The organism is Devosia sp. A16, assembly GCF_001402915.1.
GTDB lineage: Bacteria > Pseudomonadota > Alphaproteobacteria > Rhizobiales > Devosiaceae > Devosia_A.
In genome coordinates, this window is sequence record NZ_CP012945.1 from 84138 (window position 1) to 109961 (window position 25824).

General features: G+C 66.0%; 23 protein-coding genes and 1 other RNA gene. All 24 read right to left on the minus strand.

The genetic code is table 11. From position 1 onward, the window contains the following. Positions 1-84 precede the first annotated feature (84 nt). Positions 85-924 carry an outer membrane protein assembly factor BamD gene (locus APS40_RS00385; RefSeq protein ID WP_197279401.1) on the minus strand — a complete coding sequence of 280 codons (840 nt, stop codon included), beginning with the start codon at positions 922-924 and terminating at the stop codon, positions 85-87. An 83-nt stretch (positions 925-1007) separates the two neighbouring features. Continuing rightward, positions 1008-1964: a UDP-3-O-acyl-N-acetylglucosamine deacetylase gene (gene lpxC / locus APS40_RS00390; RefSeq protein ID WP_082434096.1), complete on the minus strand. Its 957-nt coding sequence runs from the start codon at positions 1962-1964 to the stop codon at positions 1008-1010. A gap of 107 nt (positions 1965-2071) precedes the next feature. Then, the gene (gene ftsZ, locus APS40_RS00395) at positions 2072-3718 is read right to left on the minus strand and encodes a cell division protein FtsZ (protein ID WP_055045177.1); all 1647 of its coding nucleotides are present in this window, start codon (positions 3716-3718) and stop codon (positions 2072-2074) included. Positions 3719-4021: 303 nt separating this feature from the next. Beyond that, the gene (gene ftsA / locus APS40_RS00400; protein WP_055045178.1) at positions 4022-5335 is read right to left on the minus strand and encodes a cell division protein FtsA; all 1314 of its coding nucleotides are present in this window, start codon (positions 5333-5335) and stop codon (positions 4022-4024) included. 4 nt (positions 5336-5339) lie between these two features. After that, a complete protein-coding gene (locus tag APS40_RS00405; RefSeq protein WP_055045179.1) occupies positions 5340-6341 on the minus strand; it encodes a cell division protein FtsQ/DivIB in 1002 nt (333 codons plus the stop codon). Further along, entirely contained in the window at positions 6329-7249 is a 921-nt protein-coding gene (locus APS40_RS00410; RefSeq protein WP_055045180.1) for a D-alanine--D-alanine ligase, read from the minus strand. The genes APS40_RS00405 and APS40_RS00410 overlap by 13 nt, the downstream gene beginning before the upstream one ends. A 169-nt stretch (positions 7250-7418) precedes the next feature. Continuing rightward, positions 7419-8411: a UDP-N-acetylmuramate dehydrogenase gene (gene murB / locus APS40_RS00415; protein WP_055045181.1), complete on the minus strand. Its 993-nt coding sequence runs from the start codon at positions 8409-8411 to the stop codon at positions 7419-7421. Beyond that, a complete protein-coding gene (murC, locus tag APS40_RS00420) occupies positions 8408-9832 on the minus strand; it encodes a UDP-N-acetylmuramate--L-alanine ligase (RefSeq protein WP_055045182.1) in 1425 nt (474 codons plus the stop codon). The genes murB and murC overlap by 4 nt, the downstream gene beginning before the upstream one ends. After that, the gene (gene murG, locus APS40_RS00425) at positions 9829-10932 is read right to left on the minus strand and encodes an undecaprenyldiphospho-muramoylpentapeptide beta-N-acetylglucosaminyltransferase (protein ID WP_055045183.1); all 1104 of its coding nucleotides are present in this window, start codon (positions 10930-10932) and stop codon (positions 9829-9831) included. The genes murC and murG overlap by 4 nt, the downstream gene beginning before the upstream one ends. Next, entirely contained in the window at positions 10929-12089 is a 1161-nt protein-coding gene (locus APS40_RS00430; protein WP_055045184.1) for an FtsW/RodA/SpoVE family cell cycle protein, read from the minus strand. The genes murG and APS40_RS00430 overlap by 4 nt, the downstream gene beginning before the upstream one ends. A 401-nt stretch (positions 12090-12490) precedes the next feature. Further along, positions 12491-13576, minus strand: coding sequence for a phospho-N-acetylmuramoyl-pentapeptide-transferase (gene mraY, locus APS40_RS00435; RefSeq protein ID WP_055045185.1), 1086 nt, complete (start codon positions 13574-13576; stop codon positions 12491-12493). 33 nt (positions 13577-13609) lie between these two features. Next, a complete protein-coding gene (locus APS40_RS00440) occupies positions 13610-15034 on the minus strand; it encodes a UDP-N-acetylmuramoyl-tripeptide--D-alanyl-D-alanine ligase (RefSeq protein WP_055045186.1) in 1425 nt (474 codons plus the stop codon). A 5-nt stretch (positions 15035-15039) separates the two neighbouring features. Next, on the minus strand, positions 15040-16482 hold the full coding sequence (locus APS40_RS00445; RefSeq protein WP_055045187.1) for a UDP-N-acetylmuramoyl-L-alanyl-D-glutamate--2,6-diaminopimelate ligase: 1443 nt from the start codon (positions 16480-16482) through the stop codon (positions 15040-15042). Between the two features lie 19 nt (positions 16483-16501). Beyond that, entirely contained in the window at positions 16502-18232 is a 1731-nt protein-coding gene (locus tag APS40_RS00450) for a peptidoglycan D,D-transpeptidase FtsI family protein (protein WP_055045188.1), read from the minus strand. Beyond that, a complete protein-coding gene (gene ftsL / locus APS40_RS00455; RefSeq protein ID WP_055045189.1) occupies positions 18233-18607 on the minus strand; it encodes a cell division protein FtsL in 375 nt (124 codons plus the stop codon). It abuts the gene before it with no gap. Next, positions 18604-19590 (minus strand): 16S rRNA (cytosine(1402)-N(4))-methyltransferase RsmH, encoded by a 987-nt coding sequence (gene rsmH, locus APS40_RS00460; protein ID WP_055045190.1) that lies wholly within the window; start codon positions 19588-19590, stop codon positions 18604-18606. Before rsmH ends, ftsL begins: the two co-directional genes overlap by 4 nt. 79 nt (positions 19591-19669) lie before the next feature. After that, positions 19670-20647, minus strand: coding sequence for an NAD(P)-dependent alcohol dehydrogenase (locus tag APS40_RS00465; RefSeq protein ID WP_055045191.1), 978 nt, complete (start codon positions 20645-20647; stop codon positions 19670-19672). After that, positions 20647-20874 (minus strand): helix-turn-helix transcriptional regulator, encoded by a 228-nt coding sequence (locus APS40_RS00470; protein WP_055045192.1) that lies wholly within the window; start codon positions 20872-20874, stop codon positions 20647-20649. The genes APS40_RS00465 and APS40_RS00470 overlap by 1 nt, the downstream gene beginning before the upstream one ends. 5 nt (positions 20875-20879) lie before the next feature. Beyond that, on the minus strand, positions 20880-21305 hold the full coding sequence (locus tag APS40_RS00475; protein ID WP_055045193.1) for a hypothetical protein: 426 nt from the start codon (positions 21303-21305) through the stop codon (positions 20880-20882). A 332-nt stretch (positions 21306-21637) separates the two neighbouring features. Beyond that, an RNA gene (gene rnpB, locus APS40_RS24315) (RNase P RNA component class A) lies at positions 21638-22021 on the minus strand. 60 nt (positions 22022-22081) lie between these two features. After that, a complete protein-coding gene (locus APS40_RS00480) occupies positions 22082-22780 on the minus strand; it encodes a J domain-containing protein (protein WP_055045194.1) in 699 nt (232 codons plus the stop codon). Between the two features lie 212 nt (positions 22781-22992). Then, positions 22993-23745 (minus strand): hypothetical protein, encoded by a 753-nt coding sequence (locus tag APS40_RS00485; RefSeq protein ID WP_055045195.1) that lies wholly within the window; start codon positions 23743-23745, stop codon positions 22993-22995. 150 nt (positions 23746-23895) lie between these two features. Further along, the gene (gene metF / locus APS40_RS00490) at positions 23896-24795 is read right to left on the minus strand and encodes a methylenetetrahydrofolate reductase [NAD(P)H] (protein WP_082434098.1); all 900 of its coding nucleotides are present in this window, start codon (positions 24793-24795) and stop codon (positions 23896-23898) included. Next, positions 24792-25754 carry an ArsR/SmtB family transcription factor gene (locus APS40_RS00495; protein ID WP_055045196.1) on the minus strand — a complete coding sequence of 321 codons (963 nt, stop codon included), beginning with the start codon at positions 25752-25754 and terminating at the stop codon, positions 24792-24794. Before APS40_RS00495 ends, metF begins: the two co-directional genes overlap by 4 nt. Between the last annotated feature and the right edge of the window lie 70 nt (positions 25755-25824).

The following is a 25824-nucleotide window of genomic DNA, read 5'->3' on the forward strand; positions in this document are numbered from 1 at the left end:
ACCGGCCGGACGAGGCCGAACAAACTCGCGCGATACAGCCTAGCCGAAAGGAGAACAAACAGGCAACAGATTTGTTGCTTCCGGTCAGCTCTTCTTGAGCTTGGCAAGGCTGCTGTCGGCGTTCACCTGCGGGGTGATCCCCTGCTTGGCCAACAGGTCGAACGCCTGCTTGTACCAGCTGCTCTGCGGATAGTTGTGGCCGAGCACGGCGGCGGCGGTCTGTGCCTCGGAGATGAGGCCGAGCGCCAGGTTCGCCTCGGTCAGGCGATACAGCGCCTCTTCGATGTGAGTCGACGTCTGGAACTGCTCGGCGACGACGCGGAAGCGGTTGATCGCCGCCGGATAGTTGCCGTTGCCCAGATAGTAGCGACCCACCGACATCTCCTTGCCGGCAAGCTGGTCGACGCTGACCACCAGCTTTTCCTGCGCATCCTTGGCGTACTTGCTGTCAGGATAGTTGGCGATGATCATCGAGTAGGTCTCGATGGCGTTCTTCGAGATCTGCTGATCGCGGGTGATGTCCTTGATCTGCCCGAAATAGGAATTGCCCTTGAGATAGAGCACGTAGGGCAGTTCCTTCGATCCCGGGTAGAGCGCCATGTAGCGGTCGGCGGCGAGAATCGCTTCGTCGAACTTGCCGATGCGATAGTTGCCGAAGACCTGCATCAGCTTGGCCTTCTCGTTGAATTCCGAGAACGGATGCTGGCGCTCGAGCTTTTCCAGCGTCTTGACCGCTGTGACGTAGCGCTGCTTGTCCATGTCGTCGAGCGCCTGCTGGTACAGGGTCTCGGGCGGCACGATCGCCTCTTCCTTGATCTTGGGCTGACCGAACAGGTTGCAGCCGGCGAGCATCACCACGACAGCGCCCATCAGCACGAAACGCGCGAACCGGCTCGAAATACCTGCATGCTGAGAGATCGTCACGACCTGCCCCATCCCATTGACGCACTACCCTGAAGTGGCAGGCGGACTACTGACAAAAAAGATCAAAACTGTGGCGCGGCCTGTCAACCAACCGAGCGCAGATAGGACTGAACGTTGAGCCCGTCGGGCATGTCATCGAGTGCATCGAAGGCAACGGGCAACTGATCGGCGGTGACGATCTCGTAATTGGCCTCGCTGGCGAACAGGCCATGCAGGACCAGCGCATTGAGCGCGTGACCACCCTTGTAAGAACGGAACCGCCCGTAGATCGGCAGCCCGCACAGCGCCAGATCGCCGATGGCGTCGAGCAGCTTGTGACGGACGAACTCGTCTTCGTAGCGCAGGCCACCCGGATTGAGAATCCGATCCTCGTGCACGGTGATCGAATTTTCCATCGAGGAGCCGAGCGCATAGCCGGCCTGGCGGAGAATCTTGGCGTCACGCACGAAGCCGAAGGTGCGGGCGCGTGAGACGTCGTCGTAATACTTGCGCGGGGTCCAGTCGAAGATCATCCGCTGCCGGCCGATGACGCGGCTGTCGAAATCGATCTCGAGGTCCAGCATGCGGCCGTTATACGGCTCGAGCGCGGCGGACGCCTCGTTGTTGCGCACCAGCACCTGGCGCATGATCTTGATGTAGCGGCGCGGCGCCGGCTGCACCATCAGGCCGACCTGCTGGATGCCCTGCACGAACGGCCAGGCGCTGCCGTCGATGATCGGGCATTCGGCGCCAGTCAGCACCATGTGGGCATTGTCCACGCCCATGCCGGAGAGCGCGGAAACCACGTGCTCGACGGTTGCCACCGATACGCTGTCGCCCAGATCCAGCGTCGTGCACAGCGTCGTGCGCGTCACGCGCGAGAAGTGCACCGGCACCGGGCCGATGCGGCGGCCGTCATCGAGCAGGCGCGTCACCGTATAACCGCTGTCGGGCGCGGCAGGCTCGAGCGTGAGGGTAACAGGAGCGCCGGAGTGAACCCCGATACCGCTGAATTCGAGCGCATCGGCCAAAGTACGCTGCCGCGCCGAAAGTTTATGCATGCTTTAAGGACTCCAGCCCCGTCTGCGACCCGGTGCAGTCATAGACAATAAAATCCCGGCGCGGAAGCCGCGCCGGGGACGTGTATTCGGGCTTTCCCCCGCGGCTGTTAGCCGTGCTTGCGGAGGAAGGCAGGGATCTCGATGTGCTCTTTCTGAGCCGGCTGCACGGGTGCGCGACCATACTGGTCGGCATTGCCCCGGGCGCCCTCGGCGCTAGCCGAAACCCGCGCATTCCGGGCGCCTCCGGCCTCGATGGCGCTGCGCGCGGCAGCGTCGTCGGCGCTCGGCTCGACCGCCGGTTCGGCCCGCGCGGCTTCATTCGACTTAAGGCTAATGCCCACGTTGGAGGCGAGGCGCTTGAACAGGGCACGCGCGTTGCGCGGCTCCGGCTCCTGCTTTTCTTGCGCGCTCAGTGACTGCCTTGCAACAGCCGGGAACTCCTCGGTGCGCGGCATGCGGCGCTGACCGTCCGGCCGCTCGGCGCTCGAAGGCACATAGGCACTGGGAATCGGCGCCTCGATGAGTCGCGGCGCTTCCTCGAGCTGCGTGTGGCTGGCCTGCGGGATATAGGGCTCGACGGTGATGCCGTCGTCTTCCTGGTATTCCTGGTAGCTCGGCTCGGCGTAGGAGATCGCCTCGGCCACAGCCTGCTCGACCTGAGTCTCGAATTCCGGCTCAGCCTGCGCCTCGACCACCGGAGCGCGCTCCGGCATGGCCTGGCGCATCACCGCTGCCTGCAGAGGCTGGCGCGACGGGTTGGCCTTCATCGGCTCGAGCGCCTGAACCATCGTAGCATCGGTGCCGGTGGCGACGACCGAGACACGGATCGTGCCGGTCATGTCCGGATCGAAGGTCGCACCCAGGATGATGTTGGCATCCGAGTCGACTTCCTCACGGATGCGGCTCGCCGCCTCGTCCACTTCGTAGAGGGTAAGGTCCGGACCGCCGGTGATCGAGATCAGGAGGCCGCGCGCGCCCTGCATCGATACATCGTCGAGCAGCGGGTTGGCGATCGCCGCCTCGGCCGCATGCCGCGCACGATCCTCGCCGGAGGCCTCGCCCGTCCCCATCATGGCCTTGCCCATGCCGCGCATCACGGCGCGTACGTCGGCGAAGTCGAGGTTGATCAGGCCTTCCTTGACCATCAGGTCGGTGATGCAGGCGACGCCGGAATAGAGCACCTGATCCGCCATCTTGAAGGCGTCTGCAAAGGTGGTCTTCTCGTTGGCGACCCGGAACAGGTTCTGGTTCGGGATCACGATCAGCGTGTCGACGTGCCTGTGCAACTCGTCGATGCCGTCTTCGGCGAGGCGCGAACGGCGGTTGCCTTCGAACTGGAACGGCTTGGTGACCACACCGACCGTCAGGATGCCCTGCTCGCGAGCCGCACGGGCCACTACCGGCGCCGCGCCGGTGCCGGTGCCGCCACCCATGCCCGCAGTGATGAACACCATGTGAGCGCCGCTCAGGTGATCATTGATCTCGTCGTAGCTTTCCTCGGCGGCCGCCCTGCCCACTTCCGGGTGCGAACCGGCGCCGAGCCCCTCGGTAACCGAGACGCCCAACTGGATGATCCGCTGCGCGCTGGAGAGGGCCAGGGCCTGTGCGTCGGTGTTGGCGCAGACGAAGTCCACTCCAGACAGGCCCGAGGCGATCATGTTGTTGACCGCGTTGCCGCCGGCGCCGCCGACACCGAATACGGTGATGCGGGGCTTCAGTTCTTGAATGTCCGGAATGGTGAGGTTGATGGTCATGATGGCCCCATGAGTGGCGTGTGAGACCAGTATTAGTCGCCAATTCGTTAACCAGACCCTAACAATGCCCTTGAAACCGTTAACGTGATGGCAATTTGCAAGCCGGCCTAACGGCTTGGTAGGGTTACGTTAAGCATGAAGTTGAGGGGTCCCGGCAGCTGCTCGGCGGACCTTGCTGCGACTCGCTGCCCCTGCTCCGATTCTCACGCCGTCATCCCGGGCGCGCCCCAGCGGCCCCGCATCATCGCGCGGCAGGCGCCGGGTTGGTCCGGCATCCGCCCGGACGGAAGACGTGAGCCAGACTCAGAAGCTGGTGCGTAGCCAGTTGCCGACGCGCGCGAAGTAGCCGTCGGTGCCGGTGAGGCGCACCGAGCGATGCGGCTCCACATATTCCTGCGCACAGACCTGGGGGTAGATCAGCATGCCGGCAACCGTGGCGAATGCCGGCCCCTTGGCCATCTCCGGCAAACCGGCGATTCCCATCGGCCGACCGTTGCGGACGTTGCGGGCCAGCACCCGGCGCGCAACTTCCGGCAGCCCGGTGAGCTCGCTGGCTCCACCTGTCAGCACGAATCGGCGGCCGCAGATGTCCATCATGCCGGTCGCCTGCATGCGATCCTTGATGGCAGTCAGCACTTCCTCGACGCGCGGACGGATGATGCGGGTGATGTGCGAGCGCGGAATCTGGCCCGGCGCTTCGTCGCGGGTGGCGCCCACCGGCGTGATGGCGATCATGTCGCGCTCGTCGGTCTGCGCCGGCAGCACCGAGCCGTACATGGTCTTCAACCGCTCCGCGTCCGCGATTCCTACCGACAGGTGGCGCGCGATATCGAGGGTCAGGTGGTGCCCGCCGATGGCTATGGCATCGGCGTAGACCAACTGGCCGTCCGAGAATACCGATACCGTGGTGGTGGCGCCGCCGAAGTCGATGCAGGCGACGCCCAGCGAGCTCTCGTCGTCGACGAGGGTCGCGAGGCCGGACGCATAAGGCGTCGCCATCAGCGCCTCGATCTGCAGGTGGCAACGGTGCAGCACCAGCTCGATATTGCGCATCGCCAGCGTCTCGGCGGAGATCACCGCGACGTCGATCGACAGCTTCTCGCCGACCATGTTCTTGGGGTCCTTGATCCCCTTCTGGCCGTCGAGCGCATAGCCGATCGGCAGCGCATGGATGATCGAGCGTTCCGGGCGGACCGACCGCTCGTTCACCGCGCGCAGCACCCGCTGGATGTCGGCCCGTTCCACTTCCTGGCCACCCAGGTTGACGCCCGCCGAGAACGTCTCGGACCCGAGCCGTCCGGCGGTGACGTTGACGATCACCGACTGCACGGTGACGCCGGCGGAGCGCTCGGCAATGCCGACCACGGTGCGCACGGCCTGCTCGGCCTTGTCGAGATCGGTGATGACGCCGCTCTTGATGCCTGACGACGGACCGTAGCCGAAGCCGATCACCTCGACATTGTGGGTGCGGCCGCGCAGCGACTTGCCTTCCGTGCGCGGCACCAGCCGTGCGATCACGCAGCAGATCTTGGTCGAGCCGATGTCCAGCACCGTCACCAGGGAGGTACGGCCCGGCTGAACTGGCTTGAGCCGCGCGGTCAGGGCATCGGTCATCATGGTCTTACTGAGTCCGGGTTACAGGCACGACGGGAGCGACAACGGCGGGAGCCCCGGCAGCGGCAGGGGCGGAGGCGGTGGAACTGGCGACGGGGCCGGAGGGCTTCTTGGCCGGCTTCTTGCCCTTGGCTTCGGCGATCTGGGCCGCGGCGATTTCACCCGGCTTCAGCGTCACGATGCCCTGCACCCTGAGGTCGATCAGCGTCACGTCGCGATCGAGCAGGGCGTAGTCGGCCTGGTACATGTCGAGCTGGTCGAGCGCCTGCGCGACGCCGGTTTCCGGCAGCTGCACCCTGAGGCCGTTGCGATAGATCAGGTCCCAGCGGCGGTCGCCGATCCGGCTCAGGGCGGCAAGCTGGTTCTGCAGCGCCTGGTGGCGGCTGAGGATGCGCACCATCGCCACGGCATCGTCGGCAGCCCCCTCCCCGATCACCAGCGGCAGATCGGTATACGAGCTGATGTCGGTGCCGATCTTCCTGCCGGCCTCGTCGATCAGCCAGGTGGTATCGCCCACCCGCCAGCGCACCACCGGCACCTTCTCGACGATCGAGACGATGACCTTGTTGGGATAGACCTTGCGGACGGTCGCCGACTTGACGGCGCGCAGCCACTCGAGCCGCGCCTGCGCCTTCTGCGCATCGAAGGTCAGCGTCGAGTTGCCTGTCCCCACCGTCAGCAGGGTAATGATGTCCTTGTCGTCGGTCAGCGTCTGGCCGCTGATCTCGATGGCGTCGATGCCGAAACCGGCCTGGGCGAACTCACCCTGGACGAACCGATAGGCGGTGAGGCCGGCCGCGCCGATGACGTCGCGCGCCTGGTAGACGCCGAAGGCCAGCAGCAGTGCGAAGAGAGCGCCGAAACTGCGAAGGATAATCTGCTTGTGCAGCACCCAGACATGGCTGGCCTTGACCAGGGCGCGACGGCTGGGACGCGGCAGGGGAACGGGGAAATAGCGAGGATCGACAGGCTGGGCGTTGGCGAAACTCTTGGCCCCTACCTGTTGCAACTCGCATCCTCCACCATCCAGGCAACCAGCTCCTCGAACGAGTGGCCGGCATGGCGGGCCTGTTCGGGAACCAGTGACGTTTCGGTCATGCCTGGCTGGGTGTTGATCTCGAGGCAGACGAGCTCGCCGTCCGGCCCTGCCTGGTCGTTGTAGCGGAAGTCACTCCGCGACACGCCCCGGCACCCAAGCGCAGCATGCGCCTTAAGCGCCATCTTCTGCACTTTGTCGTAAATTTTCGGTTGAATTTCCGCGGGAATGACGTGGCGGGAGCCGCCTTTGACGTACTTTGCCTCATAATTGTAGAAGCTGAGGTCGGTGACGATCTCGGTCACCCCGAGCGCCACGTCGCCCATCACCGCACAGGTGAGCTCCCGACCGGGGATATAGCGCTCGACCATCACCTCTTCGCCGGACTTCCAATCCTCGCGCAGCAGCTCCTGCGGCGGATGCGACTGGTCGGCCTTGACGATGAACACCCCGAAGCTCGAGCCATCCGAGATCGGCTTCACCACATAAGGAGGCGCCATGACGTGGGCGCGGGCGACCTCGGCGCGGTTGGCGATGGTATGGTCGGTGACCGGGATGCCGGCCGCCTTGAACATGATCTTGGCCTGGTGCTTGTCCATCGCCAGCGCCGAAGCCAGGACGCCCGAGTGCGTATAGGGAATGCGCAGGAATTCGAGCACGCCCTGGATCGTGCCATCCTCGCCATAGCGGCCATGCAGTGCATTGAAGGCGACGTCGGGCTTCAGCTCGCGCAGCACCTCGGCGACGTCATAGCCGACGTCGACCTCGGTGACGTTGTAGCCGGCATTGCGCAACGCCCGCGCACATTCGGTGCCCGAGGAAATCGACACCGGGCGTTCATTCGAAATGCCGCCCATCAGGACTGCGACGTGCTTGGTCATTGCGGCTGCTTTCCAAAGTCAGGTTGAAGCCGAGACGGCCCCCTCCCGGCCTCCCCCATAAAGGGGGAGGTGAAGAGTTGGGGGCTTGGCGAGAAATTGCCTATGGCACGATGCGGCACCTCCCCCCTTGTGGGGGAGGATGGGAGGGGGCCGTCTCTATCAGTCAGCACTAAACGGCTCCCGTGAACGGCGCCCCGTCCATGAACTCGCGGACCTCCCGCCCGGGCAGGAAATGCCCCATGCGGCGCACTTCCCATTTGAGCTCGATGCCGTGCTTGTCGCGCACCTTCTGGCGGATCGTCTCGCCGACGGTCTCGACCTCGAACGCATCGGCTTCGCCCATGTTGATGAGGAAGTTGGAGTGCATCTCGCTCATCTGGGCGCGACCGAAGGTGAAGCCGCGGCCGCCGGCCTCGTCGATCACCTTCCAGCTCGAATGCCCCTCGGGGTTCTTGAAGGTCGAGCCGGCGGTCCTGGCGCGGGTCGGCTGCGTGCTCTCGCGCCGTTCGGTGACGGTGCGCATCTCGGTGAGGATCTTCTCGGGGTCACCGGCAAACCCCTGGTAGACCGCCGAGGTGAACACCGCGCCGCGCGGCCCGTTCGACTTGCGGTAGAGATAGCCCATCTCGGCGTTGCTGAGCGTGATGATCTCGCCCTGCCGGGTCACGGCGCGCAGCTCGACCATACGGTTGCGCGTCTCGGTGCCGTAGCAGCCGGCATTCATGTAGAGCGCCCCGCCGATGCCGCCGGGGATGCCGCGGTAGAACCACAGCCCGTCGATGCCCGCCTCGGCCGAAGCGGTCGCCACTTTCACGTCCGGCACCGCCGCGCCGGCGCGCACCCGATGCCCGTCGAGGATGTCGATGGCGCCGAAGCCCTTGGCCGGCAGTCGGATCACCACGCCATCGAGGCCGCCGTCGCGGATCAGAAGGTTCGAGCCGAGCCCGATCACCGTGACGCGGATCTCGGCCGGCAGGTGTTTCAGGAAGAAGGCCAGGTCGTCTTCGTCGACCGGGCGGAAGAACAGCTGGGCCGGGCCCCCTACCCGCAGCGTCGTCATCTCGTCGAGGGGCTGGTTGGGGATCAACTGGCCGCGCACCTCGGCGGTCCAGTTGCCGAACGTCGGAATCAGGTCAGGCCACTGCGGCACGTGCACGTTCATGTGAGCTCAGGCTCCTTGCCGATCAGGGCGCCAAGTTCGGCCGGCAGCGACGCCGCCCACTGCGTGATGTTGCCGGCGCCCAGCATGACCACATAGTCGCCTTCGGCCGCGCGCGAGGCGATCAGCGGCGCGAGGGCTTCCGGCCGGTCGATGACCCGGGCGTCGCGATGACCGCGCGCCCGGATGCGCGCCACCAGTTCCTCGTGCGTCACCCCATCGATCGGCGCTTCGCCGGCCGCATAGATCGGCGCCACGATCACCGTGTCGGCGTCGTTGAAACAGGTGGCGAACTCGTTGAACAGGTCGTGGACGCGCGAATAGCGATGCGGCTGCACCACGGCGATGACGTCGCGCCGGGTCGATTGCCGGGCCGCCTTCAGCACCGCGCCGATCTCCACCGGGTGGTGGCCATAGTCGTCGATGACGGTGATGCCGCCGACGGTGCCGGTCTTGGTGAACCGCCGCTTCACGCCCGAGAAGTTCTTCAGCCCCTTGCGGATCGCCTCCGCCGGCACCTTGAGCTGGTCGGCGACGGCGATTGCCGCCGTGGCGTTGAGGGCATTGTGCTCGCCCGGCATCGGCAGCTCGAGCCCATCGATCCTGAGGTGCGTCATGCGGATGCGGTCGCGGATCTCGACCGAGAAATGCTGCACTCCGTCGCGGTTCTCGAGATCGACCAGCCGCACGTCGGCCTGCGGGTTGCGGCCATAGGTGATGACACGGCGATCGCGAATCTGGCCGACCAGCGCCTGGACTTCGGGGTGGTCGAGGCACATCACGGCAAAGCCATAAAACGGCACGTTCTCAACGAAGTTGATGAAGGCCTGCTTCACCTTGTCGAAGTCGCCGTAATAGTCGAGATGCTCGGGATCGACATTGGTGACGATCGCGACGTCGGCCGGCAGCTTGACGAAAGTGCCGTCGGATTCGTCGGCTTCGACCACCATCCATTCGCCGTCGCCGAGGCGGGCATTAGTGCCATAGGCGTTGATGATGCCGCCATTGATCACGGTGGGGTCGTAGTTCGCCGCATCGAGCAGGGTCGCCACCAGCGTCGTGGTGGTGGTCTTGCCGTGCGTGCCGCCGATGGCGATGGCATTCTTGAACCGCATGATCTCGGCCAGCATCTCGGCGCGGCGCACCACCGGCAGGCCGCGCGCCCGCGCGGCAGCCAGCTCGGGGTTACCCTTCTTGATCGCCGAGGAGATCACGACGACGGCAGCGTCCTTGAGGTTCTCGGCGCTCTGGCCGATCTCCACCTCGATGCCCATCTTGCGCAAGCGCTGCACATTGGGGTTCTCGGCGCTGTCCGAGCCGCGGACCTTGTAGCCCTGGTTGTGCAGAATCTCGGCAATGCCGCTCATGCCGATGCCGCCGATGCCGACGAAGTGCACCGGTCCGATATTGCGCGGCATCTTCATGTTGGTTTGTTCCCCTTGGCCGCGAGGCGTTCGGCCGCGTCGGCGAGCTTGGTGACGGCGTCGGGCTGACCCAGCAGCCTGGCGGCGGCGGCGGCCCGCTGCAGCACATCCCGGTCACCCAGAAGTGATGCCAAGCGAGTGCCAAGCGATAGTGGCGTAAGCGTGGCCTGCTCGGCGATCCAGCCGCCGCCAGCCGCCTCCATCACCAGCGCGTTGTTCTTCTGGTCGGCGTCGATCGCGCCGGGCAGCGGCACGAGGATGGCCGGCCGCCCGATGGCGGTGAGTTCGGCTATGGTCGAAGCGCCGGAGCGCGAGACGACGAGATGCGAGGCGGCCATGCGTTCGGGCAGATCGTCGAAAAACGCGGCCAGCTCGACATTCACCTTGGCCTGCCGGTAGGTCTCGGCCACCCGGTCGAGATCCTCGGCCCGGCACTGCTGCACCACCCGCAGGCGGGCGCGAATCTCGGACGGCAGCTCGGCAATGGCCGGCGGCACTAGGTCGGCGAACACCCGGGCGCCCTGGCTGCCGCCGAATACCAGGAGCCGGATCGAGCCGCCTGGCTCGAGATCGGGATACGGCACCTTGGCGACGTTGCGCACCCGATCGCGCACCGGATTGCCGACCAGCACGGACTTGTCGGCAAAGGCCTCGGCCTTGAGGGTGCGCGCAAAGCTCAGCGCGATCAGCTTCGCCCGCTTCGCCAGCGCCCGGTTGGCGCGTCCCATCACCGCGTTCTGCTCATGCAGGATGCCCGGGATCCCCCGCAGGCTCGCCGCAACGAACGGTGGGAACACCGGATAGCCGCCGAAGCCGATCACTGCGTCGGGCTTCACCCGCCCCAGCGTGCCATGGGCGACGCCGATGCCGCCCAGGATCTTGAGGCCGGCCGTGACGAACCGCACCGGGTCGCGCACCGAGGGCGTCGCCGACGGCACGATATGGGTGGCGCTGGCGGGAAAGCCGTCGCCGTAGGAGGCGACCCGATGATCGGTCATCAGTTGGATGTCGTGACCACGCCGGCGCAGTTCCTGCGCCAACGCCATTGCCGGGAAGAGATGGCCTCCCGTACCGCCGGCCATAAGGACGAATCTGCTCATTCGGCGGGGGATAGCACTCCGCTGCGATAGACGGGAAGCCCGGTCGCGAGGCGCTCTTCCGGCTTCTTGCGGGTCAGGGCGAGCATCAGGCCCATGGCGAAGGCGATAGCCAGCATCGAGGTGCCGCCATAGGAGACGAACGGCAGCGTCATGCCCTTGGGCGGAATGAGGTTGAGGTTCACCGCCAGGTTGATCGAGCATTGCAGCCCGAACTGGATGGCGAGGGTCGACGCGGCGAGGCGTGCGAACAGGCTCGATTGCTGCTGTGCGCCGATCAGCGCCTTGACCACGATGAAGCCGATCAGCGCCACGAGGCAGAGGCAGAACAGGATGCCGAACTCACCTGCCGCCGCCGAGAACACATAGTCGGCATGGGCGTCGGGGATGACCTTCTTGGCCAGCGATTCACCCGGGCCGCGGCCGAACCAGCCGCCCTCGAGCAACGAGTTGAGCGCCTTGTCGACCTGATAGGTGTTACCGCCTTCCGGGTTGACGAAGCTGTCGATGCGCTTGGCGAAGTGCGGAAAGAACATGTAGGCGGCGAACAGCAGACCTACCCCGGCGGCGCCGAGCCCGAAGATCACGAACCACGAGATCCCGGAAAGGAACAGCAGCACGCCCCAGGTGGCGAGGATCAGCGCCGTCTGCCCGATATCGGGCTGCAGCAGCAGTCCGGCGACGATCGACAGCATGATCAGGGTCGCGATGATCCGCGCCGGTATGCCCGGCCGCTTCATGCTCTCGGAGAACAGCCACGCCCCGATGACGGCGAAGGCCGGCTTCACGAACTCGGAGGGCTGCACGGTATTGCCGGCGATCGACACCCAGCGCTTGGCGCCCTTCACCTCGACACCGAAGCGCAGCGTCAGCCACAACAGGATGATCGAGACCACCAGCACGCCGAGCGCCGCGATGCGCGCCGCCCGATGCGGCAGCAGCGACGTCGCGATCATCACCGGCACGGCCAGCGCCGCAAAGATCGCCTGGCGGATGATGAAGTGCCAGGGACCGAGCCCCAGGCGCTCCGCCACCGGCGGGCTCGCGGCAAAGCTCAGCAGCACGCCGACCAGCAGCAGCAGGATCAGCCCCGCCAGCAGCGACTTGTCGATCGTCCACCACCACTCGGCAATGGGGGTCTTGCGCTCGCGTGAAAACATTGACGACGCCGCCGCAACCGGACGGCCTCCCGTACGCACAACTAGATGCAAATTGTAGCGCCGGGTTGGTTACCAAGTTCGCAACGAGGCTCGCGTTTTGCGAGTCGGGTGTCTGGGAGCGAGAAAGGTGACAACGCGGCTAGGAGGTTGGTAGAGACTCTGTGCCCCCACCCCTCACCCGTCTCGGCCTGACGGCCGATCCACCCTCTCCCCGACGGGGAGAGGAAGAGAGGTGATCGCCGCGCTCTACGGATTCTTCTCCCCGACGGGGAGAAGGTGGCGCGTAGCGCCGGATGAGGGGAAAGCCACGATGGCGGAGAGGCGAGCGGGACCAGTAGCGCAACTTGGCGGAGCGGACGTCCACAGGCGCCGCGCCGCCTCCACTCCGCTAGCGAACACGCTTACCGCAGCTTCAGCGAGCTCAGCCCGATCAGCGCCAGAACGAAGCTGATGATCCAGAACCGGATCACCACCTGGCTTTCGGTCCAGCCCATCATCTCGAAATGATGGTGGATCGGCGCCATCTTGAACACGCGCTTGCCGGTGAGCTTGAACGAGACGACCTGCACGATCACTGACACCGCCTCGAGCACGAACAGCCCGCCGATGATGGCAAGGACGATCTCGTGCTTGGTGGCGACCGCGATGGCGCCCAGCGCGCCGCCCAGCGCCAGCGAGCCTGTATCGCCCATGAAGATCTGCGCCGGCGGCGCATTGAACCACAGGAACCCCAGGCCCGCGCCGATCAGGGCGCCGCAGACCACCGAAAGCTCGGCCGTGCCGGGCACCGGATTGAGGAACAGATATTCCGAGAAGGTGGCCGAGCCGACGAGATAGGCGATGAGGCCGAAACAGGCCGCCGCCACCATCACCGGCACGATGGCAAGGCCATCGAGCCCATCGGTGAGGTTCACCGAGTTGCCCGCGGCGACGACGACGAAGGCGCCGAACAGCACGAAGAACCAGCCGAGGTTGATGGCCAGCCCCTTGACGAACGGGAAGAACAGCGACGTGGAGGTCGCCGGATCGCCCAGCACCGAGATGAAGTAGCAGGCCACGGCGCCGATGATGGCCTCGAGGATCAGTCGCTGCCGGCCGGAGAAGCCGGCATGCGACATACGCTTGACCTTGAGGTAATCGTCGTAAAGCCCGATGGCGCCGAATGAAACCGTGACGCCCAGCACCACCCAGACATAGCCGTTCGAGAGGTTCGACCATAGAAGGATGGAGATAACCGCCGCCGACAGGATCATCAGCCCGCCCATGGTGGGCGTGCCCTTTTTGGTCAGGAGGTGGCCGGCGGGGCCGTCCTCGCGGATCGGCTGGCCCTTGCCCTGGCGGATGCGCAACGCGGCGATCATGCCTGGACCGAATAGGAACACGAAGAACAGCGCGGTCATCACCGCGCCGGCCGTCCTGAAGGTGATGTAGCGGAACACATTGAAGGCGGCGAGGCTCTCGCCCAACTGCCCGAGGAAATACAGCATGCTGTCGGTGTCCCACCCGTCGGACTGAAAGCGCTAGGCGTTCTGGAAGCGCTCGCGGATCTTCTGCACCAGAGGTGACAGGCGGACGCCTTTCGACCCTTTGACCATAACTGCGTCGCCGTAGGCAAGCGCCGAGAGAACGGTATCACTGATCTCTTCGGCGGTCGGCATATGCGTCACACCGGGGATGTCGCGATCGCTTTCGGCCCGATGCCGAAGCTCGTCGGCCAGCGAGCGCATGGCCGTCCCGACGAGGTAGATTTCGCTCGCCCCGGTCTTCAGTACGGCATTGGCGAGCCCGGCATGGAGTTGCGGGCCCTGCGGCCCCATTTCCAGCATATCGCCCAGCACCAGGAACTTGCGGCCATCGGGCGGCCGGACGGAGCTGTAGAGGTCCATCGCGGCAGTCATCGAAGCGACGTTGGCGTTGTAGCTTTCGTCCACCAGCAGCAGCGGCTTGGCGCTTGGGCCGAGTCGCACGGTGAGTCCCCTGCCCTCGGGCGCGCCGAACTTCGCCAGCGCGGCCAGAGCGGCGCCTGTACCTTCACCAGAGATCTGCGCCACAGCGAGCGCCGCCACCGCATTGGCCACCATATGGCGACCCGGCACCTCGAGGCGAAGGTCATAGCGGTCGGCGCCGTGCGTGACCTCGGCCAGCGTTGTCGAGGCGGAGCTCTCGACCCGGCCGATATGCCAGTCGGCGCTCTCGTCGAAGCCATAGGTCACCACCTTGGCGACGCCGGCGGCGCGCGCATGGGCGAAGAGGATGTGGAGGTAATCGTGGTCGGCGTTGAGCAGCGCCGTGCCGCCCGGCTCGAGTCCCAGAAAGATCTCGGCCTTGGCCGCCGCGATGTCGGCCACCGAATTGAAGAACTCGAGGTGCGCCGCCGCGACGGTGGTGATCACTGCCACATGCGGACGCACCATCCGCACCAGCGGCGTGATCTCGCCGGCATGGTTCATGCCGATCTCGAACACGCCGAACTGCGCTTCGCGCGGCAGGCGCGCCAGCATCAGCGGCACGCCCCAGTGATTGTTGAAGCTCTTGATCGAGTAATGCGTCTCGCCATAGGCGGCGAGCACGGTGCGGATCGCCTCCTTGGTCGTGGTCTTGCCGGCGCTGCCGGTCACCGCGATGATCTGTCCGCGATTGCGGGCTCGCGCCGCGATACCGAGCTGTTCGAGCGCCTTCAGCGGATCCAGGACGACGATCAGGTTCTTGCCGCCATGCGCCGCATGATAAGCCTCCGACACCAGCGCCGCCGTTGCTCCGGCCGCCAGCGCCTTGTCGACGAAATCATGCCCGTCATGCACGTCGCCGCGAATGGCGACGAACAGTGCTTCGGGCGCGATGTCGCGCGAATCGATCGAGATCGAGGAGATCGGGCCTTCCGACAGGCCTTCGGGCCGGCCGCCGGTGGCTTTGACGACCTCGGCGACGGTCCAGAGTGGTCGCATCGGCGCTAGAGTCCTTTCAGCGTCTCCAGCACCACTTCGTGGTCGGAGAAGTGGTGCTTGGTGGTGCCGATGATCTGATAGTCCTCGTGGCCCTTGCCTGCAATCAGCAGCACGTCGCCTGGTTCGAGACGTGATATCGCCGTCTCGATAGCTTTCCGGCGGTCGCCGACTTCCAGCGCCTTGGGCACCGCGGCGAGAACCTCGGCGCGGATCGTCGCCGCATCCTCGGTGCGCGGATTGTCGTCGGTGACGATGACGTCGTCCGCCATGCGCTCGGCCACCTCGCCCATGATCGGACGCTTGCCCTTGTCGCGGTCGCCGCCGCAGCCGAACACCAGGCGAAGCTTGCCGCTCGCATAGGGTCTGAGCGAGCCGAGCGCCGTCTCCAGTGCCACCGGCTTGTGCGAATAGTCGACGAAGATCGCCGCGCCATTGTACTCGGCGACGAGCTCGAGCCGCCCCTTGGCGCCCTTGAGGTGTTCCAGCGCCTTGACCGCCTGCTCGGCCGGCGCCCCGGTGGCGACGGCCAGCGCCAGCGCCACCGCCGCATTGCTGACCTGGAACGCCCCGGTGAGCGGCAGACGGAAGCTCACGGGTTCGCCGACCATGCGGCCGTGCACCCGCTGGCCATAGCCCTCGTTGCGGATGTCGGTCAGCTCGAGGAACGCCCCCTCCTTGCCCACCGTCATCAGCGTCGCGCCGCGATCGAGCGCGGCAAACAGGAACGGCATGTGCTCGGGATCGTCGACATTGACCACCGCCGCGCCGCCCTCGGCGATCAGCTCGGTGAACAGCCGCAGCTTGGCGTCGCGATAGGTCTCCATGTCGTGGTGGTAGTCGAGATGATCGCGGCTGAGATTGGTGAAGGCCACGGCACTGAAGCGCAGCCCGTCGACGCGTCGCTGGTCGAGCCCCTGGCTGGAGGCTTCCATCGCCACGTGGTCGATGCCTTCGGCGCGCAGTTCGGCGAGGTCGCGATGCAGCGACAGCGCATCCGAGGTGGTGAGTTCGCGCGGCCGGATGCCGGCGCGGGTCTCGACCCCGACGGTGCCGAGGCTCGCCGCGGCAATACCGCAGGCATCCCAGATCTGGCGGACGAACGAGACGATCGATGACTTGCCGTTGGTGCCGGTAACCGCGACCGACACGCCCGGCTGCGGCGCGAACTGCCGCGCCGCGGCCTGCGCGTAGGCGGCGCGCACATCCTCGACCAGCACGACCGGGATACCCGGGTCGGCTTCCGGCCGCCGATCGCTGATCATGACGCTGGCGCCGCGCCCGACCGCCTGCGCGGCGAAACCATCGCCATGCACGCGGGTGCCCGGCAGCGCGAAGAACGCTTCGCCAGGGCCGATGGCGCGGCTGTCGGAGTTGATGCCTTCGACCTGGATGGCAGGGACGGATGGGGCTCCTGCCCCTTTCAGCAGTTCTGTGAGCGCGAAGGGCACGCTTGCTTCTCGAATGGCTTCAGCGGAGTTCGGGTGGAACAAGGTTTTCATCCAACATTGCGCTGAAGTCGGGGCTGATTCCCAGCATCGGCGCGGCCCGCTGGATGATGCGGCCGCTGACCTCGCCGGCGTTCCAGCCGGCCGTGACGCCCGACTGGGCATTCTCGGCCTTGGGTTCGTCGACGATGATCACCATGGCATAGCGCGGATTGTCGAGCGGGAAGGCCGAGGCGAAGACGTTGAAGTTGACGTTCGAGGAGTAGCGGCCATTGACCACCTTTTCGGCGGTGCCGGTCTTGCCGCCGGCCCGATAGCCGTTGGCGATCTTGTTCATGCGCGAGCCGGAACCGCCCGCGCCGATGGCGTTGAGGCGCATCAGGTAGCGCACTTCGGCGCTGGTCGCGGGCGAGATCACCGGCTCATAGAGCTTGCGGGCCTCGGCCTCGCTGCGCTTGTACATGGTGGGAGGCACCATATAGCCGTCATTGACGAAGGCGGCGACGGCGCGGGCCATGTGCAGCGGCGACACCGACAGGCCGTGGCCGAAGCTCGAGGTCGCCGCGACGATCTCGGAGAATTTCTCCGGCACCTTCGGCTTGCGCATCTCCGGCAGTTCGAACGGCACCGGCTTGTCCATGCCGATCTTGCTGAGGAAGGCCCGGAACTCGTCCTTGCCCAGCTGCTGCATGATCTTGATGGTGCCGATGTTGGACGAGTACTTGTACACTTCCGGCAGGCTGAGCACCCGGTGCTTGCCGTGGAAATCGTCGATGGTGAAGCGGCCGAAGCGCACGCCGAAACGGGCATCGAACTTGTCGGTGATCCGCACCTTGCCGCTGTCGAGCGCGCCGGCGAGCGTCACCGTCTTGAAGGTCGACCCAAGCTCGTAGATGCCTGAAGTGATGCGGTTGAAGCGGTCGTTCTTCACCCCGTTATAGTCCTGGAACAGCGTCGAGGGGTTGTTGGGGTCGAAATCCGGCAGCGACGCCAGCGCGATCACCTCGCCGGTCTTGATGTCCAGCATTACGCCGGCCGCCGCCACCGCCTTGTAGCGGACCAGCGCATCCTGCAGCTGCTCGTACATGACGTGCTGCACCCTGAGGTCGACCGACAGGCTGACCGGCGTCATCTCGTTGCCGCGGGCGAGGCCGATCGACTGCAGCATGGCGAGGCTGTCGTCGTCCATGTGCTTCTCGATGCCCATGGTGCCCTGGTTGTCGATATTGACCGAGCCCAGGATGTGCGACGCCTCCTGACCCGAGGGGTAGAAGCGCTTGCTCTCGGTGACGAACTCGATGCCCGGAATGCCGAGCTGGAAGATCTTCGCCTCGATGGCCGGGGTCAGCTCGCGCTTGACCCACACGAAGCCCTTGTCGCCGGTCAGGCGCTTGCGCAGCCAATCCTCGTTGAGGTCGGGCAGCACGGTCCTGAGTTTCTGCACCGCCTCTTCGACATCGATGATGCGGCGCGGCTCGGCGAACATCGACGGCACGCGGATATCGACCGCCATCTCGAGCCCATTGCGATCGAGAATCGGCGGGCGGCTCGCAGTGATGACGTCGCGCGCCACCCCCTCGATGGCAGAATCCGTCACCGTGACGCCGAGCTGGATCAGCCGGCCGCCGACGGTGCCGAACACCAGCACCAGGGCGACGATGACCCAGCGTATGCGGGCCTTGGTGAGATTGCCGCGCGACTTCCGCCCGCCGTCGAGCGAAATGGTTTCGGCGCCTTCGGTGATGATCGCCATCTAGTTGGCCTCGATCAGCTGTTCGATCGGGTCGATGCCCGCATCAAGCGAGGAAAGCAACGCGTCGAGCGCTGCGGGATCGGGTGCTGCGGGTCGCATCGGCAGGTTGGCCATGCCGCCGAACTGCTCCTGCGACGTGGGCACCAGCGCCAGCGCCTCCTGGTGGCGCGCCACGATCGGGGCGACATGGGCGGGCTGGTTCAGATAGGACCAGTCGGCCTTGAGCAGGCTGAGATCACCTTCCTGCCGCTCGATCTTGCGCTCCAGCCGCACCTTGGAGCCGGCGATGTCTTCCACCGAGTATTTCAGGCCATAGACGCCGACCAGACCGACCAGGCTGGTACAGACCATGACGGCGTTGAGCATCTTGATCATGCGACACCTCGCGACAGCGGCACGCCAAGCCCGGCATAGCTGATGGCCCGCGCCGGCGCCGCAGTCCTGAGACCAGCCCGCAGAGTGGCCGAGCGGGAACGCGGGTTACGGCCGAGTTCGGCGGGCGATGCCTTGAGCGCCTTGCCGGCCCGGGCCCAGCGCGGCGCCTCCTGCACTACCTGCGGCAGGTGGCGCGACTGCGTCGGAGCGCCTTTTTCGGGATCGAAGAAGCGCTTGACGATGCGATCCTCGAGCGAGTGAAAGGTGACGACCGCGAGCCGCCCGCCCTCGCCCAGCAGCCGCTCGCTGGCGAACAGCCCCTCGACCAACTGGTCGAACTCACCGTTCACCGCGATGCGCAGGGCCTGGAAACTACGGGTCGCCGGATGCGCGTCGCCGGGTTTGCGGCCGATGGTTTTTTCGATAAGTCGCGCCAACTGCGTCGTGGTGGCGATCGGCGCCGTGGCGCGCGCCGCGACGACCGCGCTGGCGATGCGGCGCGACTTGCGCTCCTCGCCGAAGGCGAACAGCAGGTTGGCCAGGTCTGCCTCGTCGAGCGTGTTCACCAGGTCCGCCGCCGACTCGCCCGCCGAGGACATCCGCATGTCGAGCGGACCTTCCTGCATGAACGAGAAGCCGCGCTGCGCCTGGTCGAGCTGCATGGAGGAAACGCCGATATCGAGCACCACGCCGTCGACCGGACCGCCTGCGAGCTCATCCAGGTTGGAAAAGGTGCCGGGCACGAACTTGAAACGACTCGGAAAATCGGCGGCGAGTCGCTCGGCATGCGGCATCACCGACGGGTCGCGGTCGAGCGCCACCACCGATGCCCCGGCCTCCAGCAGGGCGCGCGAATAGCCCCCTGCCCCGAATGTGCCATCGAGGATGCGGGCGCCCTCGAGCGGGGCCAGCGCATCGAGCACCTCGGCCAGCAGCACCGGCACATGCGGCGCCTGGCCTTCGCTGCCCTTGGGCTCACTCATTCCCGCTCGAACTCCACGCCGGCAGCGCCGGTACCCGAAATCACCCGGATGGGTATCGGCGCACTTTGAGGCGGGGAGGTTAAGGTTCCATTGAGGTTACGGACATGTTCACCACGATGGCCCCGACCTTGTGGCCGCTCTCCACCCGGGCATGCGCCGCTGCGATGTCGGCCAGCCGATATTCGCCCTCGACCACGATGCGCAGTTTGCCCGTCCGCACCCAGTCGAACAGCCGGATCAGGTCGGCCGCTTTATCGGCGGGCTTGCGCAGGCCGGTCGCCGCAAAGCGCGCGCGGCGGCCGGTCTTTCGTAGCATCGAGGTCGACAGTATCGGCGTCGGCGACAGATAGATGCCATCCGGCTTCAGCGCGTGGTGGCAGCGCGCAAAGCTCGATTTGCCGACGGTATCGAAGATCACGTCATATGCCGCATCGGCGGCTGTGAAGTCCTCGGCCGTATAGTCGATGACCCGATCGGCGCCGAGCGATCGGACCAGCGCGAGATTGCCGGTGCTGGTGACGCCGGTCACCACGGCGCCCATGGCCCGCGCCAATTGCACCGCGGTGGAGCCGATGCTGCCCGAGGCGCCATTGATCAGGACGTGCTGGCCCGGCTCAACCCGTCCGTGGTCGCGCAGGAACGGCAATGCGGTGAGCCCGCCGTCGCAGACGCCGGCCGCGGCGCCGAACGCAGCGGCCTCCGGCAGCTTGACGATGGCCCCGTGCTGGTCGACGGCAGCGAACTGGGCATGCGCGCCGAGCTCCGGCCCGGTGGAACCGGCGACTCGGTCGCCGACCGCAAAGCGGGTGACGCCGGCGCCGACGCGGACGACCGTCCCGGCGAAGGCGTCGCCGAGTATCGGCAGGCGCGGCTTGAACGGGCCGGAGAACAGCCGGGCAATCCACAGCTCGCCATTGCGGAACGCCACATCGGAGGGCGTCACCACACTGGCATGGATCTGCACCAGCACCTGTTCCGGTCCGGGCTCAGGCGCCGGCACCTCGCGGATGACCAGCACCTCGGGCGGACCGTAGCGGTCGACCAGCGCGGCGAGCATCACACGCCCTCGCCGCGATACTGGAACACCTGTTCGAGCGGCACCCCGAAGGCGCGCGCCACCCGGAAGGCAACCTCCAGCGAGGGTGAATAACGCCCCTGCTCCATGGCGACGATGGTCTGGCGGGTCACCCCCACCTTCTCGGCGAGCGCCGCCTGGGTCATCTCCCCGGCGTTGAAACGCAAAGTGCGGATGGTGTTGTCGATCCGCGCCTGTCCCTTGCCCATGGCCGTCAGCCGATGCGGTAGTAGACGAGGCGCGAGGCGGCATCGACCACGCCGGCCAGCATCAGCCCGAAGAACAGGATGTAGGCGGCCTCGGCCGGATTGGCGCTGAAGGCTAGCGTGAGCAGGCAGCCGATGCCGGCGATCGACGCGACGACATAACCGTTGCGCATGGCGCGCAGGCCCACCAGCTTGTCGCGTTCGTCCGCCTTCTCATCCCTGAACTCCGCGCGCCGCGCGATCGAGACCAGGATCGACATGGTGATCATCGCTGCGATGGTGAACAGCACCCCGAAGAGTATAGCCCAGAGCAGCCGGCCGGCCGCTGCCTCGACGGTTACCGGCGGGTTGGTCAATGCCTCGAAGAGCACCCAGGCTCCGATCACCAGCGCCGCGATGATGTTCACCACCGCTTCCCATTCCTTGTAGCTCATCCTGGCCTCCCATGCTCTGGCTTGATGAGAGGCGTGTAAGATGAAGCGGACACGGTGTCAAGTTTTTCATACATGACGTCCGGAATATGGGACCTTCATGGAAACCTGCTGCCTCGATGGGATGCGCCAGCTGCTCCCCAAACTCGGTGTCATCCCAGCGAAAGCTGGGACCCAACCATCAGCTGGCACGGGGGGTGAGTTGGGTCCCTGCCTTCGCAGGGATGACAGCCGGTGGAGGAGGCTAGACCGTGACCGGCAAAGTACCCGATCGATCACGCCAGGCGGTGCCTAGCTCGCCCTATGTCGGCGCATGCGCTGCAGTTGAAGAGAGAAATGCCAGTTGACCTATAAGCCGGGTTCTGTAGGGCCGGCGCCTCACGGCGCTGACGTGGTGACCATTCATCTTTGACCGGCATTGCTGCCGGCCTCATGCAACCAACCCGGATGACAGGCCTCGAAAACCGGCTGGGGCGAACCCCGCGTCATCCCTATTTGGTCTTGCTCCCGGTGGGGTTTGCCGTGCCGTCCCTGTTGCCAGGTCCGCGGTGCGCTCTTACCGCACCCTTTCATCCTTACCGCGCGCGAACGCGAGGCGGTTTGCTTTCTGTGGCACTTTCCCTGGGGTCGCCCCCGGCGGCCGTTAGCCGTCACCGTATTTCGATGGAGCCCGGACTTTCCTCTCCCACGGAAACAGGAGCGGCCACCCGGTCAACTGGCGAGGCGCATATGGGGTGCGGGACGAGGTCCAGTCAAGCGCACAGTCGGGTTGCGCGCCGTCAGGCGGCGCGCTTCATGATCTGGCTATAGGCGTTGTTGATCGCCGCCATGCGGGCGGTCGCCACGTCGATCAGTTCCTCAGGCACGCCCTTGGCGATCAACCGGTCCGGATGATGCTCGGCGACCAGCAGCCGGTAGACGCGCTTCACCTCATCGGGCTCGGCGCTCGGTGCGAGGCCGAGCACCATATAGGGGTCGGCGCCACGATCGAACAGCACATGCTGCGAGGTCAACTGTTCGAAGCGCGCATCGTCGAAACCGAAGATGTCGCTGACGTTCTTCAGGTAATCGAGCTCGGCCTCGTGGATCATTCCGTCGGCCGAGGCGATGAAAAACAGGCTGTCGAGCACATGCTCCAGCGTCTCCGGGCTGTCGATGAAGAAGCGGCGCACCTTTCTGGCATAGGCCTCGTAGCCAGCTACATCCTGCTGAGCCAGCTTGAACAGCTTGTCGACCTGCTCCTCGATGCCCGGCGGAATCTCCACCGTGCGCTGGAACGCCCGCAGTTCCGAGGCGGTGACGACGCCGTCAGACACCGCCATCTTGGCCGACAGCGCGATCAGCGCCAGCGTGAACGCGGCATCGCGGCCGCCCGGCAGCCAGGTATCGGGATCGAGCGCGTTGATGATCGAACCGACCAGCCCCGTACGCTCCGAGGCCGATCCGATAAAGGCGCTAAGGCGTTGCCAGACCGACATGTGGCTCTCCGATCTGGGCGCACAATAGCCGCCGAACGGGAATTTGATAGCCAGAAGACATGCGGCGGATTGCATCGTCGGCCCCTTCACGCATTCCGCCGCGACGAGGCGGCGAAACGCTTCCAGTCTTGATTTTCGGCGCTCGGAAAGATCTCTGGCCTTTCCAGCAGCGCTCTGATGACGTTTCGGCCGCCCGGCGGGCGGCCGCAAGATCAGAACAGGAAGAAATCTTCCTCGGCCACCGGCCGCTTCTTCCTGTTCGGTCCCTCGTCGAGGAAGAACCCATCCGGATCGTAGCTGTCTTCGGCGGAGGTTTCCGACAGCAGGCCTTTGCGCTCCAGGTAGTCGGCCAGCGAACCGGAATCCCATTCCTCGAGCTGGTCGCCGGTAACGACATTGCCATCGCTGAGAGGAAACGGCTCGACGGGAGTGTTGCCGGCCGGCTTGATCTTCTTCTCGTCGACGATCAGCGGTTTTTCGGCGGCCGGCAGCGATGCCACGGCCGTGGCCTTGGGCCGCGCATCGCGCGGCAGCGGCACCGGCGGTGTCTCGGTCGGGGCGAGGGTCGCCACTTCGGTCGGCGCCTTGATCGGGGTGGTCGGCGAGATCGGCTTCAGTTTCACCGGCGCGGCAGGCTTGTCCGTCGTCGATGCGCTGGGCTTGGTCGGCGCGGCGCTGTCGCCGTCGGAAATATAGGAGGGCAGCTTCTTGCCCTTCGACAGCAGCTTGTCGACCGGATCCTCGCTGGTGGTGGCGCTCGCCGTCTGGATGGGGTCGGTCGCGGCAGGCGTCGCCGCGGCCGGAACCTTCAACAGGGGCTTGCCTGCGCCGGCATCGGACGTCGTTACGCTATTGGCTGTACCGCTGGTCTGGTTGCCGACGACCATGTTCGCGGCGGGCACCGCGAGAATGACGACCAGACCGGCCCAAGCCAATCCGCCCTTCACCTTGCCATCGAGTTTCATGGGCTGCTGTCCTTCAACTTGCCCCCGTCCCCATCGCCCGACGGAAGCCAATTAACGTGGCCATTTTGTGGATGGCCGGGGCACTGCCCCACCTTGGACCGTGCCCGAGGTCACCTGAACGGACGCTGAACAGCCTGCCGCGACTTCCCCTCAGTCAGGCCGTGCTCCGAGCAACCGCGCCAGTGCCAGCACCAGGTTCGAGCGGTTCAGCGTATAGAAGTGGAACTCGGTAATCCCATTGTCGACCAGTTCCAAGACCTGTTCGGCGGCGACCGCCGATGCAACCAGCGCATGGGTCTCGGGATCCTCTTCCAGCCCCTCGAACCGCTCGGCCACCCAGCCGGGAATCGAAGCGCCGCAGCGCGCCGCAAAGCCGGAAATCTGCTTGAACGAATGGATCGGCTGGATCCCGGGGACGATCGGCGCCGTAATCCCCGCCGCCCGCGCCCGCTCGACGAAACGGAAATAGTCGTCGTTGTCGAAGAACATCTGCGTAATGGCACGCGTCGCTCCGGCATCGAGCTTGCGCTTCAGGTTGTCGATATCGGCATCCCAACTCGGGCTTTGGGGGTGCTTTTCCGGATAGGCTGCGACCGAAATGTCGAACTCGCCGATGCGGCGGATCCCGGCGACCAGGTCCGCGGCATTCCGGTAGCCTTCCGGGTGCGGGGTGAACGGCTTGCCGATGCCCTCGGCCGGGTCGCCGCGCAGCGCCACGATGCGGCTGATCCCCGCATCCTTGTAGCCTCGCACCACCGCATCGACCTCGTCGCGCGTGGCGCCGACGCAGGTGAGATGCGCCGCGGCATCGACGCCGGTCTCCGCCTTCACCCGGCTCACCATCCTGAGCGTGCGTTCGCGCGTCGATCCGCCGGCGCCATAGGTCACCGAGACGAAACGCGGATTGAGCGGCGCCAGCTTGTGGATCGATTCCCAGAACCGCTCCTCCATGACGTCGGTCTTGGGCGGAAAGAACTCGAACGAGACCTGGAATTTCGGCCGCTCGTCCGGGCGCATGCGGCTCGGGCGGTCGGTGTAGTCAGTACTCATGTCGCGTTGTCCGTCTCGTCGGTGAGCCGCCAGAGGCACACGGTGAGCCCCTCGGTCGGATTACTGGGTGGAAAGGATTTGAGTTCGCTGACCTCGAGGCCGGCGGCGCGCGCCCAGCCGGCCATCTGCGCCTCGCTGAGGCCGAGGCGACGGTGGGCATGGTGCGAGCGCAGGAACTCGAGGCCATGCGGCGCAAAGTCGACGATCAGCATCTCGCCGCCGGGCTTCAGCGCCCGGCGCGCCTGCGCCAGCACCCGGCCGGGATCGTCGAAATAGTGCAGCACCTGGTGGATCACGATCACGTCGGCCCGGCCGGCACCGGCATCGAGATCGGCGATATCGCCGAGCCGCACCTGCGCATGGCCGATCGAACAGGCCGCCAGCTTGGCCCGCGCTACCGCGATCATCTCGCGGCTCGCATCGATGCCGATGCCGCGGCGATAGTGTCCCGCAAGCAATTCGAGCATGCGGCCGGTGCCGGTGCCCAGGTCGATCAGCGTATCGACCACCCTGCCCTGCATCGCCTCGACGATCGCGGCCTCCACTGCCTCCTCGGGCACGTGCAGCGAGCGCAGCAGGTCCCAGCTGTCGGCCACGGTCGCGAAATACGCGGCCGCCTGTTCGGCCTGGTTGAGCCGCACCGTGGCGAGCCGCTGCCGGTCGCGCACCCGGTCGGCGTCGTCGGGCGACAGCCGGCCGATCAGCCAGCGCGCCAGATCGCCTCCGGCGCCGTCCGGCGCCAGTCCGTAATAGGCCCACGCGCCTTCCGCATTGCGGGTGATCAGCCCCGCATCGGCCAGCAGCTTCAGGTGCCGCGACACCCGCGGCTGGCTCTGCCCGAGAATCTCGGTGAGGTCCTTGACCGACTGCTCGCCGTCGGCCAGCAATGCGAGCAGCCGCAGCCGGGTCGTTTCCCCCGCCGCGCGCAGCACCCCCACCAGATCCGCCGTGTCGTTCATCGAGCCTCACGAGATATAAAGATATCTTTATATGTGTTGCGCGACTTGGTCCAGAGGAACGTGCGGCAGC

Bases quoted from the DNA above. Each gene is read 5' to 3' on its own strand.
- rsmH (WP_055045190.1), bottom strand. From the start codon at position 19,590: ATGAGTGAGCCCAAGGGCAGCGAAGGCCAGGCGCCGCATGTGCCGGTG.
- ftsZ (WP_055045177.1), bottom strand. From the start codon at position 3,718: ATGACCATCAACCTCACCATTCCGGACATTCAAGAACTGAAGCCCCGC.
- ftsA (WP_055045178.1), bottom strand. From the start codon at position 5,335: ATGATGACCGATGCCCTGACCGCGCGGCTCAAGCCAGTTCAGCCGGGC.
- murC (WP_055045182.1), bottom strand. From the start codon at position 9,832: ATGAAGATGCCGCGCAATATCGGACCGGTGCACTTCGTCGGCATCGGC.
- APS40_RS00440 (WP_055045186.1), bottom strand. From the start codon at position 15,034: ATGCGACCACTCTGGACCGTCGCCGAGGTCGTCAAAGCCACCGGCGGC.
- APS40_RS00465 (WP_055045191.1), bottom strand. From the start codon at position 20,647: ATGCTCGCCGCGCTGGTCGACCGCTACGGTCCGCCCGAGGTGCTGGTC.
- APS40_RS00480 (WP_055045194.1), bottom strand. From the start codon at position 22,780: ATGTCGGTCTGGCAACGCCTTAGCGCCTTTATCGGATCGGCCTCGGAG.
- ftsL (WP_055045189.1), bottom strand. From the start codon at position 18,607: ATGATCAAGATGCTCAACGCCGTCATGGTCTGTACCAGCCTGGTCGGT.
- APS40_RS00430 (WP_055045184.1), bottom strand. From the start codon at position 12,089: ATGTTTTCACGCGAGCGCAAGACCCCCATTGCCGAGTGGTGGTGGACG.
- APS40_RS00495 (WP_055045196.1), bottom strand. From the start codon at position 25,754: ATGAACGACACGGCGGATCTGGTGGGGGTGCTGCGCGCGGCGGGGGAA.
- APS40_RS00470 (WP_055045192.1), bottom strand. From the start codon at position 20,874: ATGGGCAAGGGACAGGCGCGGATCGACAACACCATCCGCACTTTGCGT.
- APS40_RS00410 (WP_055045180.1), bottom strand. From the start codon at position 7,249: ATGACCAAGCACGTCGCAGTCCTGATGGGCGGCATTTCGAATGAACGC.
- APS40_RS00485 (WP_055045195.1), bottom strand. From the start codon at position 23,745: ATGAAACTCGATGGCAAGGTGAAGGGCGGATTGGCTTGGGCCGGTCTG.
- metF (WP_082434098.1), bottom strand. From the start codon at position 24,795: ATGAGTACTGACTACACCGACCGCCCGAGCCGCATGCGCCCGGACGAG.
- APS40_RS00450 (WP_055045188.1), bottom strand. From the start codon at position 18,232: ATGGCGATCATCACCGAAGGCGCCGAAACCATTTCGCTCGACGGCGGG.
- murB (WP_055045181.1), bottom strand. From the start codon at position 8,411: ATGAACGTGCACGTGCCGCAGTGGCCTGACCTGATTCCGACGTTCGGC.
- mraY (WP_055045185.1), bottom strand. From the start codon at position 13,576: ATGCTGTATTTCCTCGGGCAGTTGGGCGAGAGCCTCGCCGCCTTCAAT.
- APS40_RS00475 (WP_055045193.1), bottom strand. From the start codon at position 21,305: ATGAGCTACAAGGAATGGGAAGCGGTGGTGAACATCATCGCGGCGCTG.
- murG (WP_055045183.1), bottom strand. From the start codon at position 10,932: ATGAGCAGATTCGTCCTTATGGCCGGCGGTACGGGAGGCCATCTCTTC.
- lpxC (WP_082434096.1), bottom strand. From the start codon at position 1,964: ATGCATAAACTTTCGGCGCGGCAGCGTACTTTGGCCGATGCGCTCGAA.